The organism is Yinghuangia seranimata, from assembly GCF_029953285.1.
Classification (GTDB): Bacteria; Actinomycetota; Actinomycetes; order Streptomycetales; family Streptomycetaceae; genus Yinghuangia; species Yinghuangia seranimata.
Genome location: NZ_JASAOI010000034.1, coordinates 104,072 through 120,980 on the forward strand (window position 1 = coordinate 104,072; position 16,909 = coordinate 120,980).

Below are 16,909 nucleotides of genomic sequence, written 5' to 3' on the forward strand. Positions count from 1 at the left end.
ACTCGGGGGCGGTGCTACTTACGCCGCCGGATCTTGTCGCCGAGCCACACGATCGGGTCGTACTTGCGGTCGGCGACCCGCTCCTTCATCGGGATCAGCGCGTTGTCGGTGATCTTGATGTGCTCGGGGCACACCTCGGTGCAGCACTTGGTGATGTTGCAGTAGCCGAGGCCGTGTTCGTCCTGGGCCGCCTTCTGCCGGTCGGCGACGTCCAGCGGGTGCATGTCCAGTTCGGCGATCCGCATGAGGTAGCGCGGGCCCGAGAACGCCTCCTTGTTGTCCTCGAAGTCGCGGATCACATGGCAGGTGTTCTGGCACAGGTAGCACTCGATGCACTTGCGGAACTCCTGCGAGCGCTCCACGTCGACCTGCTGCATGCGGTACTCGCCGGCCTTGAGCCCCTCCGGAGGCGTGAAGGACGGCACCTTGCGGGCCTTGGCGTAGTTGAACGACACGTCGGTCACCAGGTCGCGGATCACCGGGAAGGTGCGCATCGGCGTGACCGTGATGGTCTCCTCCTGCGAGAAGGTGCTCATCCGCGTCATGCACAGCAGCCGCGGCCGGCCGTTGATCTCCGCGCTGCACGAACCGCACTTGCCCGCCTTGCAGTTCCACCGCACCGCGAGGTCCGGCGCCTGCGTGGCCTGCAGCCGGTGGATGATGTCGAGGACCACCTCGCCCTCGTTGACCTCCACCGTGTAGTCGCGCAGCTCGCCGCTGTCCACGTCCCCGCGCCACACGCGGAAGTTCGCCTTGTACGACATCAGTCCGATCCTTCTTCCTCGGCCGGCAGCTCCGCGTCGGTCAGGTACTTCTTGAGCTCGTCGCGGTCGAACAGCGCGAGCAGGTCGGCGCGCATCGGCTCGGGGCTGCGCCGTACCAGGTCGATGTGCCCGTCGTCGGCCGCGAGCGCGCAGGCCAGCACGACCTTGCGCCAGTCCGCGGACATGCCCGGGTGGTCCTCGCGGGTGTGCCCGCCGCGGCTCTCCTCGCGCTCCAGCGCGGCCTTGGCGATGCACTCCGACACGAGCAGCATGTTCCGCAGGTCCAACGCCAGGTGCCAGCCCGGGTTGTACTGCCGGTGCCCCTCCACGCCGGCCTTCGCGGCCCGCGCCTTCAGCTCCTCCAGGCGGGTCAGCGCCTCGGCCATCTCGCCCTCGCGGCGGATGATGCCGACCAGGTCGTTCATGGTCTGCTGGAGCTCCTGGTGCACCGAGTACGGGTTCTCCGCGCCCTCGTTCGCGAACGGCGCCACGGCCTCGGCGGCCGCCTCGTCGATCTGGCCCTGGTCCACGTCGCGCCGCGCGTCGCCGAGTTCGGTGACGTACTCGGCCGCGTACAGGCCCGCGCGGCGGCCGAACACGAGAAGGTCCGAGAGCGAGTTGCCGCCGAGCCGGTTGCTGCCGTGCATGCCGCCCGCGACCTCGCCCGCCGCGTACAGGCCGAGCACGCCGGGCGTCGCGGCGGTGTCCGGGTCGACCTCGATGCCGCCCATCACGTAGTGGCAGGTCGGGCCGACCTCCATGGGCTCGGCGGTGATGTCGACGTCCGCCAGCTCCTTGAACTGGTGGTGCATGGACGGCAGTTTGCGGCGGATCACGTCCGCCGGGAGACGGGAGGAAACGTCGAGGTACACGCCGCCGTGCGGCGTGCCGCGGCCCTCCTTCACCTCCGCGTTGATCGCGCGCGCGACCTCGTCACGCGGCAGCAGCTCGGGCGGGCGCCGGTTGTTGTCCGGGTCGGTGTACCAGCGGTCGCCCTCCTCCTCGGACTTGGCGTACTTCTCCTTGAAGACGTCCGGGATGTAGTCGAACATGAACCGCTTGCCCTCGGAGTTGCGCAGCACCCCGCCGTCGCCGCGCACCGACTCGGTGACGAGGATGCCCTTCACACTCGGCGGCCAGACCATGCCCGTCGGGTGGAACTGCACGAACTCCATGTTGATCAGAGACGCGCCGGCCAGCAGCGCCAGCGCCTGCCCGTCGCCCGTGTACTCCCACGAGTTCGACGTCACCTTGAACGACTTGCCGATGCCGCCGGTCGCCAGCACCACCGCCGGCGCCTCGAACACCACGAAGCGGCCCGACTCGCGCCAGTAGCCGAACGCGCCGGTGATGCGCGCCCCGTCCTCGCTGCCCGAGTCCGGCACGGTCAGCAGGCGCGTCACCGTCGCCTCCTGGAACACCTTCAGCCGCGCCTCGGGGTCCCCGAACTCCTGCTCGTCCTCCTGCTGCAGCGCCACGATCTTCTGCTGCAGGGTGCGGATCAGCTCGAGCCCCGTGCGGTCGCCGACGTGCGCCAGCCGCGGGTACTCGTGCCCGCCGAAGTTGCGCTGGCTGATCCGCCCGTCACCGGTGCGGTCGAACAGCGCGCCCCACGTCTCCAGCTCCCACACCCGGTCGGGGGCCTCCTGCGCGTGCAGCTCGGCCATCCGCCAGTAGTTGAGGAACTTGCCGCCGCGCATGGTGTCGCGGAAGTGCACCTGCCAGTTGTCGTTGCTGTTCACGTTGCCCATGGAGGCGGCGATGCCGCCCTCCGCCATCACCGTGTGCGCCTTGCCGAACAGCGACTTGCACACCACCGCCGTGCGCATCCCCTGCGAGCGCGCCTCGATCGCCGCGCGAAGCCCGGCGCCGCCCGCCCCGATGACGACGACGTCGTAACTGTGCCGTTCTACTTCGGACATGAAGCTGCGTGCCTTTCGTGGGACTCGACCCGAGTGGGTGACGGGCCTAGAAGAAGCGAGGGTCGTCGAACACGCCGGACGCGACGAAGTACACGTACAGGTCGGCCAGCGCGACGCTGAACAGCGACGCCCACGCGAGCTGCATGTGGCGGGTGTTCAGGCGGCTGACCAACTGCCAGTACCGGTACCGCATCGGGTGCTTCGAGAAGTGCTTGAGGCGCCCCCCGACGATGTGCCGGCACGAGTGGCAGGACAGCGTGTACGCCCAGATCAGCAGCACGTTGGCGAGCAGCACCACGGTGCCGAGGCCCATGTGGCCCCAGGCGCCGTGCTCGTCGCGGAACGCGATGATCACGTCCCACGTGAGGATTCCGGCGACGACCACCGCGAAGTAGAGGAAGTAGCGGTGGAAGTTCTGCATGATCAGCGGGAACTTCGTCTCGCCGCTGTATTTGCCGCGCGGTTCGGGGACGGCGCACGCCGACGGCGACGCCCAGAAGCCCCGGTAGTAGGCCTTGCGGTAGTAGTAGCAGGTGAGCCGGAATCCGAGCGGGAAGATCAGGATGATCAGCGCCGGGGAGAGCCGCCACCAGTCCCCGAAGAGCGGCGCGTTCGCGCTCATCGGCATGCTGTCGCAGTTCTCCGCGAGGCACGGCGAATAGAACGGCGAGACATACGGCTCGGCGAAGTAGTCCGCGTTCGCGAACGCCCGCCACGTCGAGTAGATGATGAACCCGGTCAGGATGGTCACGGTGACGGCCGGGGCCAACCACCAGCGGTCCGTGCGGAGATGCCGTTCCCTGATCTGCGCCCTGCCGGGCGCGGCGGTGCCGGTGGCCATTCGTTGGTGCCCTTCTCGGCGAGGTTGTCCCGGTGTTCGCGGCGTGCGCGGCCCCGCAGCCGTGTCAGGGGCGCTGCGGACGCATGCCGCCCACGCCCTCGTCGTCGGCGTCGGCGAACAAGGCCGGGTCATAAGGGAGTTCGGAGATCGTTTCGAGCCCTGCGGGACCGTGCGCGGAGGGTCCGCCGCCGCGGGGCGCGTGTTCGCACAGCAACGCGAGCGAGTCGCGGAGCCGTTCGACGTCGCCGCAGACCCTGCGGACGTCCAGCGTGTTCCCCACGCTGCTGCGCACCGACCGCAGCACGCGGTCGAGTTCGTCGAGCTTGCGCTGCGCGAGCGTCAGGTCGTAGTCGACGGTCGTCGTCATGTCGCGCGATCACCCCCTGGTCGCCGGTCCCGCACCGTTGGGGGACCGGTTGGTCGGTGTTGCGGACGTGCCATTCGTGCGCGTCGTACGCGGGCATGCCGACGAGGGATCGCGGCCGCTCGCGGTGCGAACCTCGGAAGTGTGGCGCGATCCGTGAATGATTGGAAAGTGGTATGCCGATCTTTTTCGCGGGTGCGAGGTGTTTTCCCCCGGAGGGGGGACAGGGCCCCGAAAGCGATCGAACGTGACCGAAACTGTGCGGCTAATTGCCGATCATGAATTTACGATCAAGGAATTCATGATCGGCTTTCACTCGGTGTGCAGCGTGGCCGCCGGGCTGGATTCGATGCGGGCGTGGGTGGCGGCGATGCGGGGACGGCCGGGGAGGATCTTCGAGGCGTCGACGATCGCGTTGCGGGCGGACATGATGTCGCCGGCCGCGCACAGGGCCAGGGAGAGGGTGCACAGGGCGTCGGCGCGGGAGGCCGGCGGCCCCTTCTTCTCCTCGCGGACGGCCCGCTGGGCGGCGCGGACGGCGCGGGTGGTGTCGCCCTGGAGGACGAGCAGCAGCGGGTGGCTCTCCTGCTCCTCGTCGAACTTGAGCATCATGCCGGACGGGTGCAGGTAATACTGCGTCGGCGCGGCCAGCGCCCGCTGGGCCGCCTCGAGGTTGCCGGCGAGCGGGACGGAGCCCATCACGAGGGCCTGGGCCATGACCTCGCCGAAGAGGCCGCGCGCGACGGCCTCCTCCGGGTGGCCGGCCGGGAGCCGGTCCATGATGTCGCGGGCCAGCTCGACGGCACGGGCGTCGTCGGCCTGGGACTCGGCGGCCAGCACGCGCGCGTAGGTGCGGTAGGGGTCCCCGTCGGGGCCGTCGGGCATCAGCTCGGCCAGCTGCGCGACGCCGGCCACGTCGCCCGCGCGGTACGCCTCCTGGACCCGCTCGTAGAGCATGCGCGCCCGCGCGGTCTGCTCGCTCTCCTGCGGGGGCGGGGGAGCGGTCTCGGGCGAGCTCCAGTCGGGCTGCTGCCAGCCGCGCGGGTCGCGGGCGCCCCACGGGTCGGCTCCCGGGCCGCCCTGCGGGCCCGTCCCGCGCTGGTCCGCGCCGAAGGCGCCGCCCGGGCCGTGGGGGTCCTGGCCGCCGTCGCCGCGCCGGGACTGCCAGCGCCGCCGCATCCGCTCGCTGAAGGAATCGCTCACTGTTCGATTCTGCCTTCTCCGGGCGGTCCGCCGTGCCGTGGGCGGCCGCCGAGGGGCTCCGATCCGGCCTGATTGTGCAGCGCCCCGTACCATGGAGGTGCCGCGGCGGACTGGCCCGGCTTGCATCCCGGCATATCCGGCGGAACCGGACTTTGACGTGCCGGCCGGATGCGACGTCCCGAGCCCAACGGAAGCGCATACCCGCATGCCCACGCGCAGTGACATCCGCAACGTCGCCATCGTCGCCCACGTCGACCACGGCAAGACCACCCTCGTCGACGCCATGCTCAAGCAGGCCGGCGCCTTCAGCGCGCACCAGCACGTCGACGACCGGGTGATGGACTCCAACGACCTGGAGCGCGAGAAGGGCATCACCATCCTCGCGAAGAACACCGCCGTCAAGTACCACCCCAAGGACGGCGGGGACCCCATCACCATCAACATCATCGACACCCCGGGCCACGCCGACTTCGGCGGCGAGGTCGAGCGCGGCCTGTCGATGGTGGACGGCGTGGTGCTGCTGGTCGACGCGTCCGAGGGCCCGCTGCCGCAGACCCGGTTCGTGCTCCGCAAGGCGCTGGCCGCGAAGATGCCGGTCATCCTCTGTATCAACAAGGTGGACCGCCCGGACTCGCGGATCGCCGAGGTCGTCGACGAGACGTACGAGCTCTTCATGGACCTCGACGCGACCGAGGAGCAGATCGAGTTCCCGATCGTCTACGCGTGCGCGCGTGACGGCATGGCGTCGCTCAACCGCCCGGACAACGGCGCGGTGCCGGACAACGACAACCTGCAGCCGTTCTTCCAGACCATCCTGGACACCATCCCGGCCCCGACGTACGAGGAGGGCCACCCGCTCCAGGCGCACGTGACCAACCTGGACGCGTCGAACTTCCTCGGCCGTATCGCGCTGTGCCGCGTGCACAACGGCACCATCCGCAAGGGCCAGACCACCGCGTGGTGCCGCCACGACGGCACCATCGAGCGGGTCCGCATCACCGAGCTGCTGATGACGGACGCCCTCGAGCGCAAGCCCGCCGAGGAGGCCGGCCCCGGCGACATCATCGCGATCGCCGGTATCCCGGACATCATGATCGGCGACACCATCGCGGACGCCGAGGACCCGCGCCCGCTGCCGCTGATCACCGTCGACGAGCCGGCCATCTCGATGACGATCGGCACCAACACCTCGCCGCTGGTCGGCAAGGGCGGCAAGGGCCACAAGGTCACCGCGCGCCTGGTGAAGGACCGCCTCGACAAGGAGCTGGTCGGCAACGTGTCGATGCGCGTGCTGCCGACCGAGCGCCCGGACGCGTGGGAGGTCCAGGGCCGCGGCGAGCTGGCGCTGGCGATCCTCGTCGAGCAGATGCGCCGTGAGGGCTTCGAGCTGACCGTCGGCAAGCCGCAGGTGGTCACCAAGGACATCAACGGCAAGGTGCACGAGCCGTTCGAGCGTCTGACGATCGACTCGCCGGAGGAGTACCTCGGGCCGATCACGCAGCTGCTGGCGAGCCGCAAGGGCCGCATGGAGACCATGACGAACCACGGAACCGGTTGGATCCGCATGGAGTTCGTCGTCCCGGCCCGTGGACTCATCGGATTCCGTACGGAGTTCCTGACCGAGACCCGCGGCACCGGTATCGCGCACAGCATTCACGAGGGCTACGAGCCGTGGGTGGGCGAGCTGCGTACCCGCAACAACGGGTCGCTGGTGGCGGACCGTTCGGGTGTCGTGACGGCGTTCGCGATGACCAACCTGCAGGAGCGCGGCACGCTGTTCGTCGAGCCGACGATCGAGGTGTACGAGGGCATGATCGTCGGTGAGAACTCGCGGTCCGACGACATGGACGTGAACATCACCAAGGAGAAGAAGCTCACGAACATGCGTTCGTCCACCGCGGACGAAACGGAGAAGCTCATTCCGCCGCGCAAGCTGTCGCTCGAGCAGGCCCTGGAGTTCTGCCGCGAGGACGAGTGCGTCGAGGTGACTCCGGAGACCGTGCGTATTCGCAAGGTGGTGCTCAACCAGCAGGAGCGCGCGCGTGCCACGTCGCGCGCCAAGCGTTCCTGACGCCACGGCGTCCAACCGGTAGATCCACGGATCTACCGTCTCAATCGATGGCCCACGGTCCCGGACCGTGGGCCATCGGTGCTTTCCGGGGCAATTCCCGGATTTCCGGCACAGCCCGATGAAAAGCGCAGGCGCGCGCAGAGAAGCCTTCCCTAAGTTGATCAAGAAAGGGCGCGCTGATCGAACAGGTTGAACCGTTGAGCGGGTAATACCGCCCCGCTGGTTGGGTGGTGATTCGTCCCGATGAATCGACATTTCAACGCAATATCAGGGTCAGCCTTAACTGAAATGCAACAGTCCAACCCTGGATGTAGATCAATGGGCGTCGGATAGTTGCGCTTGCGTCCGAGACCGAATTCGTTCGACCGTCCCACGTACCACCCTCGGCCGCCGGCATGATCGTTTTCCGTCCCCTTCGGACGGATGCTCGGTCGTGCTGTCCCAATGTGGAATCTCCCTCCCCCCTTCCTGTCCGAAGTACTTCGAGGAGGCAGACCGTGCGTGGTTCTACGCGCGTGAAAATTGGTACGGCGGTCGTCGCGATCGCTCTCGCCGCGACGGCGTGCAGCAGCAGCGACGACGACACGAAGTCGAGCGGGTCGACGCCTGGCGCGTCGGCCGGCGGCGACGGCGGGACCGCAACAGGCGTCTACAGCTATCAGAGCGGTGAGCCCCAGAATCCGTTGCAGCCGGCGAACGCCAATGAGAACCAGGGCGGCCGCATCCTGCAGAACCTCTTCCGCGGGCTCTACACGTTCGACGCGAAGGACGGCCACCCCGTCCCGGCCATGGCCCAGTCCGTGGACACCAAGGACGCCCAGAACTACACGATCAAGATCAAGTCCGGCTGGACCTTCCACGACGGCACCCCGGTCACCGCGAAGTCCTTCGTCGACGCCTGGAACTGGGGCGCCAACGCGAAGAACAAGCAGCTCAGCGCCGACCCGTGGTTCGCCGACATCGAGGGCTTCAAGGACGTCCACCCGGAGTCGGGCGACCCCACCGCCCAGACGATGTCGGGCCTCAAGGTCGTCGACGACACCACCTTCACCGTCAAGCTGTACGGACCCGTGTCGAGCTTCACCTACAAGCTCGGCTACATCGCGTTCGCCCCGCTGCCCCAGGCGTTCTACTCCGACCCCGCGAAGTTCGGTGAGAACCCCGTCGGCAACGGCCCGTACCAGATGGACGGCGCCTGGGAGCACAAGGTCCACCTCAAGGTGAAGACCTTCCCGGGCTACAAGGGTGACGACAAGCCGAAGAACGGCGGCATCGACTTCAAGTTCTACACGTCGGCCGAGGCGGCCTACACCGACCTCGTCTCGAACAACCTCGACGTGATGGACCAGGTGCCGACCACCCAGCTCGGCAAGTACAAGCAGGACCTGGGCAGCCGCGCGGTCGACCAGCCGCAGGCCTCGATCCAGATGGTCGGCTTCGCGCTGTACGACCCCGCGTGGTCGGCGCCGGGCAAGGAGAAGGTCCGCCAGGGCATCTCGCTGGCCATCGACCGCGACACCATCACCAAGACGGTGTTCAAGGGCTCGCGTTCGCCCGCCGACTCGTGGGTCTCGCCGGGCATCAACGGCTTCCTGAAGGGGACTTGCGGCGACTTCTGCAAGTTCGACAAGGACAAGGCCAAGGCGCTCGTGGCCGAGGGCGGCGGCGTGCCGAACAACAAGATCACGCTGATCTACAACGGCGACGCGAACCACAAGGAATGGGTCGACGCGACCTGCAACAGCATCCGTCAGACGCTGAACGTCGAGTGCGTGGGTGAGCCCAAGCCGACGTTCAAGGAGTCGCGCGACATCATCCAGAACAAGAAGGTCACCGGCGGCATGTTCCGCACCGGCTGGCAGGCGGACTACCCGCTGAACGGCAACTTCCTCGCGGACATCTACCGCACCGGTGCGGCGTCGAACGACTCGGGCTACAGCAACCCGAAGTTCGACGACCTGACCAAGCAGGCCGACGCCAACCCGGACCTCAGCGCCGCGGTGAAGCAGTACCAGGACGCCGAGAAGCTGCTCGCGAACGACATGCCGCAGATCCCGCTCTGGTACTACCAGTCCACCACCGGCTACTCGACCAAGGTCAGCAACGTGACCTACGTCTGGAACGGTGACCCGGACTTCACGAACGTGGTCGTCAAGAAGTAAGCGGTCGGTAGGCACGTCAACAACCAGGGAACCCGCGTGGGGGCAGGGCGACTTGCCCCCGCGCGGGTGACCCCGCGAAAGACACAGAGCGGCGAGGACGGCACGGGCCGGCCCATGAGGCGGACGCCCGTGCCGTCCTCAGCCGCGCCGACCGACTGGAGGTACCGATGGGGCGCTACGTCGCACGACGGCTGCTCCAGATGATTCCGGTGTTCCTGGGCACCACCTTCCTCATCTACGTGATGGTGTACTCCCTGCCCGGGGACCCGATCTCCGCGCTCTACGGCGACAAAGCGGCCGACAAGGTCTTCGTCGCCTCGAAGCGCAAGGAACTGGGGCTCGACGACCCGCTGGTCGTGCAGTACTTCAACTATCTGAAAAACATCGTCCTGCACTGGGACTTCGGCAAGGCCTTCAACGGCCAGCCGGTGTGGAACGAGATGAAGCGCGTCTTCCCGATCAGCCTGAAGCTGGCCACCGTGGCCATCGGGTTCGAGATCGTGGTGGGCGTCGCGCTCGGCGTGCTGAGCGGCCTGCGCCGCGGCAAGTTCGCCGACCGGATCGTCCTGGTGATCACCCTGCTGATCATCTCGATCCCGATCTTCGTGCTCGGCCGCGTGATCCAGTGGACCGTCGCGATCAAGTGGGACCTGACCAAGCCGACCGTGGGCGGCGAGGCGCACTGGGCCGACCTGATGATGCCGGGCTTCGTGCTCGGCGCACTGGCGGTCGCGTTCCTGGCACGTGTCACACGGACGAGCATCGTGGAGAACCTGCGGGCGGACTACATCCGTACCGCGACCGCGAAGGGCCTGCCGCGCAGACGGGTCATCACCGTGCACCTGCTGCGCAACTCGATGATCCCCATGGTCACGCTGATCGGCACCGACCTGGGGACGCTCATGGGCGGCGCCATCGTCACCGAGGGCATCTTCAACGTCCCCGGCGTGGGCTACACCCTGTTCCAGGCCATCAGGCTCAAGGAGGGCCCCACGGTCATCGGCATCGTGACCGTGCTGGTGCTCATCTTCCTGGCCTGCAGCCTCATCGTCGACCTGCTCTACGCGGTCCTTGACCCGAGGATCCGGTATGCCTGAGACGACCCCCACCCCGCAGCACAACCCCGAGCACGCACCGACGCAGGTCGAGCAACGCGCCATGGACCTCGCCACCAGCGAGGCCGTCGCGATCCCGACGCAGGCGTCCTCGAGGGAGGAGGTCGTCGCCGCCGGCGACGGGCTGCTGTCCGCGGAGGAGGCGCGCAGCCTCGCGTCCGACGCGTGGCACGAACTGCGGCGGAACGCCTTCTTCGTGGTGTCCGCGATCCTCATCGTGCTGCTCATCCTCATCGCGGCGTTCCCGGGCATGTTCACCACGACGGACCCGCGCGACGCGAACCTGAAGGACCACTACCTGGGTGCGCCGCAGTGGTCGCACTTCTTCCAGGCGGACTGGTTCGGGTACGACGGCCAGGGCCACAGCATCTACTCACGCGTCATCTACGGCGCGAGAGCGTCGATCATCGTCGGCATCGTGACGACCGCGTTCGTCGCCGTGCTCGGCACCCTGATCGGCATGCTGGCCGGCTACTTCGGCGGCTGGATCGACGCGGTCCTGTCGCGCGTCGTCGACATCTTCTTCGCCATCCCGCTGCTGCTCGGCGCGCTGGTGATCATGCAGGCGATCAAGGACCGCAACGAGTGGACGGTGGTCCTGGCGCTCGGCGCGCTGGGCTGGACACAGATCGCGCGCATCATGCGCGGGTCGGTGATGCAGGTCAAGAACGCCGACTACGTCACCGCCGCACGGGCGTTGGGCGCGAGCACCTGGCGCATTCTGTGGAAACACATCATGCCCAACGCGATCGCCCCGGTCATCGTGGTGTCGACCATCTCGCTCGGCGTCTTCATCTCCTCGGAGGCCACGTTGTCGTTCCTCGGCATCGGCCTGCAGGAGCCGACGGTGTCGTGGGGCCTGGACATCTCGTCGGCGGGCGACGTGCTGCGCGACGCGCCGCACGCGGTGTTCTTCCCGTCCGCGTTCCTCAGCATCACCGTGCTGAGTTTCATCATGCTCGGCGACGCCGTCCGCGACGCCCTCGACCCGAAGCTCCGTTAGGGAGGGGCGACGTGACGATCGAGACCTCCGACCCGGTGCTCGTGCAGCCGGGCGTACCCCTCCTCGAAGTCGAGGACCTGCACGTCGAGTTCCACACGCGAGACGGCGTGGCCAAGGCGGTCAACGGCGTCTCCTACAAGGTCCACCCCGGCGAGACCCTCGCGGTGCTGGGCGAGTCGGGCTCCGGCAAGTCGGTGACCGCGCAGGCGGTCATGGGCATCCTCGACATGCCGCCGGCGAGGATCCCGCGGGGCGCCATCAAGTTCCAGGGCCGCGACCTGCTCAAGATGTCCAACGAGGAGCGCCGCAAGCTGCGCGGCCAGCGCATGGCGATGATCTTCCAGGACTCGCTGTCCGCGCTGAACCCGGTCTACTCCGTCGGGTTCCAGCTGGGCGAGATGTTCCGGGTGCACCGGGGCATGTCGCGCAAGGACGCCAAGGCCAAGGCCGTCGAGCTGATGGACCTGGTGAAGATCCCGGCCGCGCGGACGCGGGTGAACGACTACCCGCACCAGTTCTCCGGCGGTATGCGCCAGCGCATCATGATCGCGATGGCGCTCGCCCTGGAACCGGACCTGATCATCGCGGACGAGCCGACCACGGCCCTCGACGTGACGGTCCAGGCGCAGGTCATGGGCCTGCTCGCGGAACTCCAGCGGGAGTTCCACATGGGCCTGATCCTCATCACCCACGACCTCGGCGTGGTCGCCGACGTCGCGGACAACATCGTGGTCATGTACGCGGGCCGGATCGTCGAGAGGGCCCCCGTGCACGCCATCTACCGGCAGCCCGGCCACCCGTACACCAAGGGCCTCCTGGCCTCGATCCCGAGGCTCGACCTCAAGGGCCAGGACCTGTACGCGATCAAGGGCCTGCCGCCCAACCTCATGCGCATCCCGTCCGGCTGTGCGTTCAACCCGCGGTGCCCCTACGCGCGGGACGTGTGCACGACGGAACTGCCGGCCGCGGTCCCGCTGGGGACCGGCCGGGAGAGCGCGTGCCACTTCGCCCAGGCCGTTCTGGAGGGAGAGGTGGCCGCCGATGTCCACTGAACCGGTCCTCCGCGTCGAGAACCTGGTCAAGCACTTCCCGCTCACGCGGGGCGTGCTGATCCAGAAGAAGATCGGTGCCGTCCGTGCGGTCGACGGTGTCTCGTTCGACCTGCAACCGGGCGAAACCCTGGGCCTGGTGGGCGAGTCGGGCTGCGGCAAGTCGACGGTGGCCAAGCTGCTCATGAACCTGGAGCGCGTCAGTGCCGGGCGCATCGTGTTCAAGGGCCAGGACATCACGCACGCGTCGGGCAGTGCGCTCAAGGCGGTGCGGCGGAACATCCAGATGGTGTTCCAGGACCCGTACACGTCGCTCAACCCGCGCATGACCGTCGGTGACATCATCGGCGAGCCGTACGACATCCACCCGGAGGTCGCCCCCAAGGGCGACCGGCGCAAAAAGGTCCAGGACCTGCTGGACGTCGTGGGCCTCAACCCGGAGCACATCAACCGCTATCCGCACCAGTTCTCGGGCGGCCAGCGGCAGCGCATCGGGATCGCCCGCGGGCTCGCGCTCAACCCCGAGGTGATCATCTGCGACGAGCCGGTGTCCGCGCTGGACGTGTCGGTGCAGGCGCAGGTCATCAACCTGATGGAGCGGCTGCAGGGCGAGTTCGGGCTCTCGTACATCTTCATCGCGCACGACCTGTCCGTGGTCCGGCACATCTCGGACCGGGTCGCGGTGATGTACCTCGGCAAGATCGTGGAGGTCGGCACCGAGGACCAGATCTACGAGCACCCGACGCACCCGTACACGCAGGCGCTGCTTTCGGCCGTTCCGGTGCCGGACCCGGAGGGGCGTGAAACGCGCGAGCGGATCATCCTCACCGGTGACGTTCCGTCGCCGGCGAACCCGCCGTCGGGCTGCCGGTTCCGGACCCGCTGCTGGAAGGCGCAGGACATCTGCGCCAAGGAGGAGCCCCTGCTGGAGGTCCGCGCGGGCCTGGGCGACACCGCCCACGCCAGTGCGTGCCATTTCGCGGAGGTCATGGAGATCGTGCACACGACGAACTGACGCCGCACCGCAGTGAATAACGCCGCCGGCCCACGGGAATCCCCGTGGGCCGGCGGTTTTTTTTGATCTTCGAAAAGCCGCACCGGACAAGATCGATATTCCCGGGACCGGAAGATCATGTTCGTTCAGCGGTGCGTATGTCTCGCTGATCGGCATTTGATTGGGAGTGTTTCATCCTGGTCTGTACGTGTTCTGGGCCGCTGTCTTAATAGAAACGAGACCGTTTCGAGCCTGGTTTCGATCCATCATCCGGGCGGATAGTTGCGCTGCGCCCGAACTCGTGGACGCCATTCCCGGAATTAATCCCTCCGGGGTCCACGTGATCTTTTCCATTTATGGATCGATTCGGCACGGGGGTTTCTTCGGCATGGGCTCGTACCCGCAAACGGCACCGGAGGTCGTCGACGTCGCCGTGCCGCCGCAGGCGCTACCCGAGGTCGTCGGGCGGTCGCCCGGCCAGCTGGCGTGGCGCCGGTTCCGCAAGGACCGCACAGGTGTGGTCGCCGGCTTCGTCGTGCTGTTCTTCTTCGTGATCGCCTTCGGTGCCCCGCTGATCGCCAAGCTCTACGGCAAGAACCCGTACGACCTGTACGGCCAGAACCGCGTCGGACTGCTCAACGAGTACGGGATTCCGATCAAGCCCAACGGCGGCATGGACGGCGAGTTCTGGTTCGGCCTCGAGCCGACGTACGGGCGCGACGTGTTCACCCAGCTGCTGTACGGCATCCGCACGTCACTGATGATCGCGCTCGCGGTCGTGCTGATCGTGACCGTCCTCGGCACCCTCGTCGGCATCGCGGCCGGCTACCTCGGCGGCTGGTTCGACTTCGCCGTCGGCCGGGTCATCGACGTGCTCCTCGCGATGCCGTCGCAGCTGTTCTTCATCGCCTTCACCCCGGTCGTCATGGCGCAGTTCGTGTCGCCGGAGAAGGAACCGTCCGCGCTGCTGCGGGGCACCACCCTCGTGATCGTGCTGTGCATCTTCGGGTGGTGCCGCATCGCCCGGGTGCTGCGCGGCCAGGTCCTGTCGCTGCGCGAACGGGAGTTCGTCGAGGCGGCCAAGGTCAGCGGCGCCGGCACGTGGCGCATCGTGTTCCGCGAGCTGCTGCCGAACCTGTGGACCCCGATCCTGGTCGTGGCCACGCTCGACGTCCCCGCCTACGTGACGATCGAGGCGGGCCTGTCCTTCCTCGGGGTCGGCATGGGGCCGCGGACTCCCGACTGGGGCCGGATGATCGGCCGCGGCGGCGAGGTGTACGCGTCCGACATCACCTACCTGGCGTTTCCCGCGATCGCGATGCTGCTGTTCGTCCTCGCCTTCAACCTGTTGGGCGACTCCGTCCGCGACGCGCTCGACCCCAAGAGCAACCGCTAGTCCCGCGGCGGGCGTTCGCGCCGCACCCCCGGGTCGGCACAACCCGGGCGCACCGGCCCGCGCGCTGTTTGACGCGCGTAGCACCACCACGAAACGGAACTCGTTCGGACAATCACGGCAACAGGGGGATCCACCGAGATGAAACCGAGAATCAGACGCCGGATGGCGGCCGTCGCCGCGGTCGCGGCGTTCGGCCTGACCGCGGCGTGCAGCAGCGGCGGCGGAGGCAACCCGTCCGCCACCGGCACCGGCAAGCCGTCCGCCCCCGTCGGGCAGCAGGCGAACGTCGTCATCGGGACCGCGGCCGACTCGGTCGGCCCCGCCAAGCCGGTACCGGGCGCCAAGACCGGCGGCACGCTCAACGTGCTGCACCGCCGCGACTTCGCGCACCTCGACCCCGCGCGCACCTACGTCGGCGACCAGATGACGATGGCGGAGCTCCTCACCCGCCGGCTGACCTACTACAAGAAGGACGGCGACAAGACCGTCCTGATCGGCGACCTCGCCACCGACGCCGGCACCACCACCGACGGCGGCAAGACCTGGAAGTACACGCTCAAGGACAACATCAAGTTCGAGGACGGCTCGCCGATCACCTCGGCCGACGTCAAGTACGGCGTCGAGCGCACCTTCGTCCAGGACTACGCCGAGGGTCCGACCTGGATCCAGACGTGGCTGGCCGGCAGCGAGAAGTACTGGGAGTTCTACCCGGGTCCGTACGGCGGCAAGGAACTGCCGAACGACGTCGTCGAGACGCCCGACGCCAAGACGATCATCTTCCACTGCAAGGACGTCGAGCCGGACTTCCCGTTCGCGGCGTCCATGGGCATGACGGCCGCGGTGCCGAAGTCCAAGGACACCAAGGAGGAGTACGACAAGCACCCGTTCGCGTCCGGCCCGTACAAGATCGCCGAGCACGTCGTCGACAAGAGCATCACGCTGGTCAAGAACGACGCGTGGGACCCGAAGACCGACGCGGCGCGGCACCAGTACGTCGACCAGTTCAAGTTCGAGCTCGGCGTGGCCGCCCCGGTGCAGCTGCAGCGGGTGATCGCGGCCAAGGGCTCCGACGCCACCGCCATGGTGCTGACCGAGCGACTCGACTCGAACACCGCCAACCAGGTGATGAACGACCCGGCGCTCAAGGCCCGCGCGACCGACGGCGTCGGCCCGTACACCAACTACTGGACGATCAACACCAGGCGCATCCCCGACAAGCAGGTGCGCCTGGCGATCCTGACGGCGTTCCCGCGCCAGCAGGCCCGGCTCGCCGAAGGCGGCCCGGTCGCGGGCGACTTCGCCACCACGCTGGGCTCGCCGAACCAGCTCGGCTGGGCGAAGTACCCGAGCCCGCTGGACAGCATCCCGCCCACGGGTGACCCGGAGAAGGCCAAGCAGATCCTCACCGCGGCCGGCAAGATCGGCCAGCCGATCGTCTTCGGCTACGCGCCCACCGCGGTCGGGCAGGCCCGCGCCGTCGCGATCAAGGAGGGCCTGGACAAGGCCGGCTTCAAGGTCGAGCTCAAGGAACTCCCGGACAAGGAGTACCAGGACGTCATCTCCCTGGTCGACAAGCAGATCGACATCCACTGGAACGGCTGGGGCGCCGACTGGCCGACCGGCTCGACGGTCTACACCCCGGTGTTCGACGGCCGCAAGATCGTCGACAAGGGCCAGAACCTGTCGCTGTACTCCAACCCCGCCGTCGACAGCGAGATCGACCGGATCCTGAAGATCACCGACCCGCAGGTGCAGGGCGCGGAGTGGATGAAGCTCGACCAGAAGATCATGGACGACATCCCGGTGGTCCCGTACATCTACCAGCGCCACGTGCTCATGTACGGCCCGAACATCGGTGGGGCCGGGGTCAACGCCTACGGCGCGATCGACCTGAACAACGTGTTCGTGAAGGCGTAACGCTCAACGCACGGCGGCACGACGCCGGCGCGGCCCGGGCCTGCCCGGGCCGCGCCGGCCCCCCGGCCGCCCCCCCCCCGAGGGGAGCGCGCCCGGGCCCAGGGGCCG

Annotated in this window: 13 protein-coding genes; 8 read left to right on the plus strand and 5 right to left on the minus strand. The window is 68.0% G+C overall.

The annotated features are described in order from the left end of the window. Positions 1 to 14: 14 nt before the first annotated feature. The 5 genes from QI554_RS22420 to QI554_RS22440 all read right to left on the minus strand — a co-directional run bounded on the left by QI554_RS22420 (position 15) and on the right by QI554_RS22440 (position 5,094). Entirely contained in the window at positions 15 to 764 is a 750-nt protein-coding gene (locus QI554_RS22420; RefSeq protein ID WP_425528028.1) for a succinate dehydrogenase/fumarate reductase iron-sulfur subunit, read from the minus strand. Continuing rightward, the gene (locus QI554_RS22425) at positions 764 to 2,686 is read right to left on the minus strand and encodes a fumarate reductase/succinate dehydrogenase flavoprotein subunit (protein WP_281471974.1); all 1,923 of its coding nucleotides are present in this window, start codon (positions 2,684 to 2,686) and stop codon (positions 764 to 766) included. Before QI554_RS22425 ends, QI554_RS22420 begins: the two co-directional genes overlap by 1 nt. Positions 2,687 to 2,732: 46 nt before the next feature. Then, positions 2,733 to 3,527, minus strand: a complete 795-nt coding sequence (locus QI554_RS22430) for a hypothetical protein (RefSeq protein ID WP_281471975.1) — start codon at positions 3,525 to 3,527, stop codon at positions 2,733 to 2,735. Positions 3,528 to 3,591: 64 nt separating this feature from the next. After that, positions 3,592 to 3,894, minus strand: coding sequence for a hypothetical protein (locus tag QI554_RS22435; RefSeq protein WP_281471976.1), 303 nt, complete (start codon positions 3,892 to 3,894; stop codon positions 3,592 to 3,594). A gap of 309 nt (positions 3,895 to 4,203) precedes the next feature. Further along, a complete protein-coding gene (locus tag QI554_RS22440) occupies positions 4,204 to 5,094 on the minus strand; it encodes a YfgM family protein (protein ID WP_281471977.1) in 891 nt (296 codons plus the stop codon). A gap of 205 nt (positions 5,095 to 5,299) precedes the next feature. On the opposite strand from QI554_RS22440, the gene typA reads away from it, so the two are divergent. The 8 genes from typA (at position 5,300) to QI554_RS22480 (ending at position 16,801) form a co-directional block, all read left to right on the plus strand. Further along, positions 5,300 to 7,165 (plus strand): translational GTPase TypA, encoded by a 1,866-nt coding sequence (gene typA / locus QI554_RS22445; protein ID WP_281471978.1) that lies wholly within the window; start codon positions 5,300 to 5,302, stop codon positions 7,163 to 7,165. Positions 7,166 to 7,662: 497 nt separating this feature from the next. Further along, positions 7,663 to 9,327, plus strand: a complete 1,665-nt coding sequence (locus QI554_RS22450) for a peptide ABC transporter substrate-binding protein (protein ID WP_281471979.1) — start codon at positions 7,663 to 7,665, stop codon at positions 9,325 to 9,327. Between the two features lie 167 nt (positions 9,328 to 9,494). Continuing rightward, positions 9,495 to 10,424 carry an ABC transporter permease gene (locus tag QI554_RS22455; RefSeq protein ID WP_281471980.1) on the plus strand — a complete coding sequence of 310 codons (930 nt, stop codon included), beginning with the start codon at positions 9,495 to 9,497 and terminating at the stop codon, positions 10,422 to 10,424. Beyond that, positions 10,417 to 11,445 carry an ABC transporter permease gene (locus QI554_RS22460; protein WP_281471981.1) on the plus strand — a complete coding sequence of 343 codons (1,029 nt, stop codon included), beginning with the start codon at positions 10,417 to 10,419 and terminating at the stop codon, positions 11,443 to 11,445. Before QI554_RS22455 ends, QI554_RS22460 begins: the two co-directional genes overlap by 8 nt. An 11-nt stretch (positions 11,446 to 11,456) precedes the next feature. After that, complete coding sequence (locus QI554_RS22465; protein WP_281471982.1) at positions 11,457 to 12,497, plus strand: ABC transporter ATP-binding protein; 1,041 nt, start codon at positions 11,457 to 11,459, stop codon at positions 12,495 to 12,497. Then, positions 12,487 to 13,509, plus strand: coding sequence for an ABC transporter ATP-binding protein (locus QI554_RS22470; protein ID WP_281471983.1), 1,023 nt, complete (start codon positions 12,487 to 12,489; stop codon positions 13,507 to 13,509). The genes QI554_RS22465 and QI554_RS22470 overlap by 11 nt, the downstream gene beginning before the upstream one ends. A 367-nt stretch (positions 13,510 to 13,876) precedes the next feature. Next, positions 13,877 to 14,884, plus strand: coding sequence for an ABC transporter permease (locus QI554_RS22475; RefSeq protein WP_281471984.1), 1,008 nt, complete (start codon positions 13,877 to 13,879; stop codon positions 14,882 to 14,884). Between the two features lie 162 nt (positions 14,885 to 15,046). Continuing rightward, on the plus strand, positions 15,047 to 16,801 hold the full coding sequence (locus QI554_RS22480) for an ABC transporter substrate-binding protein (RefSeq protein WP_281471985.1): 1,755 nt from the start codon (positions 15,047 to 15,049) through the stop codon (positions 16,799 to 16,801). The last annotated feature ends 108 nt before the right edge of the window (positions 16,802 to 16,909 follow it).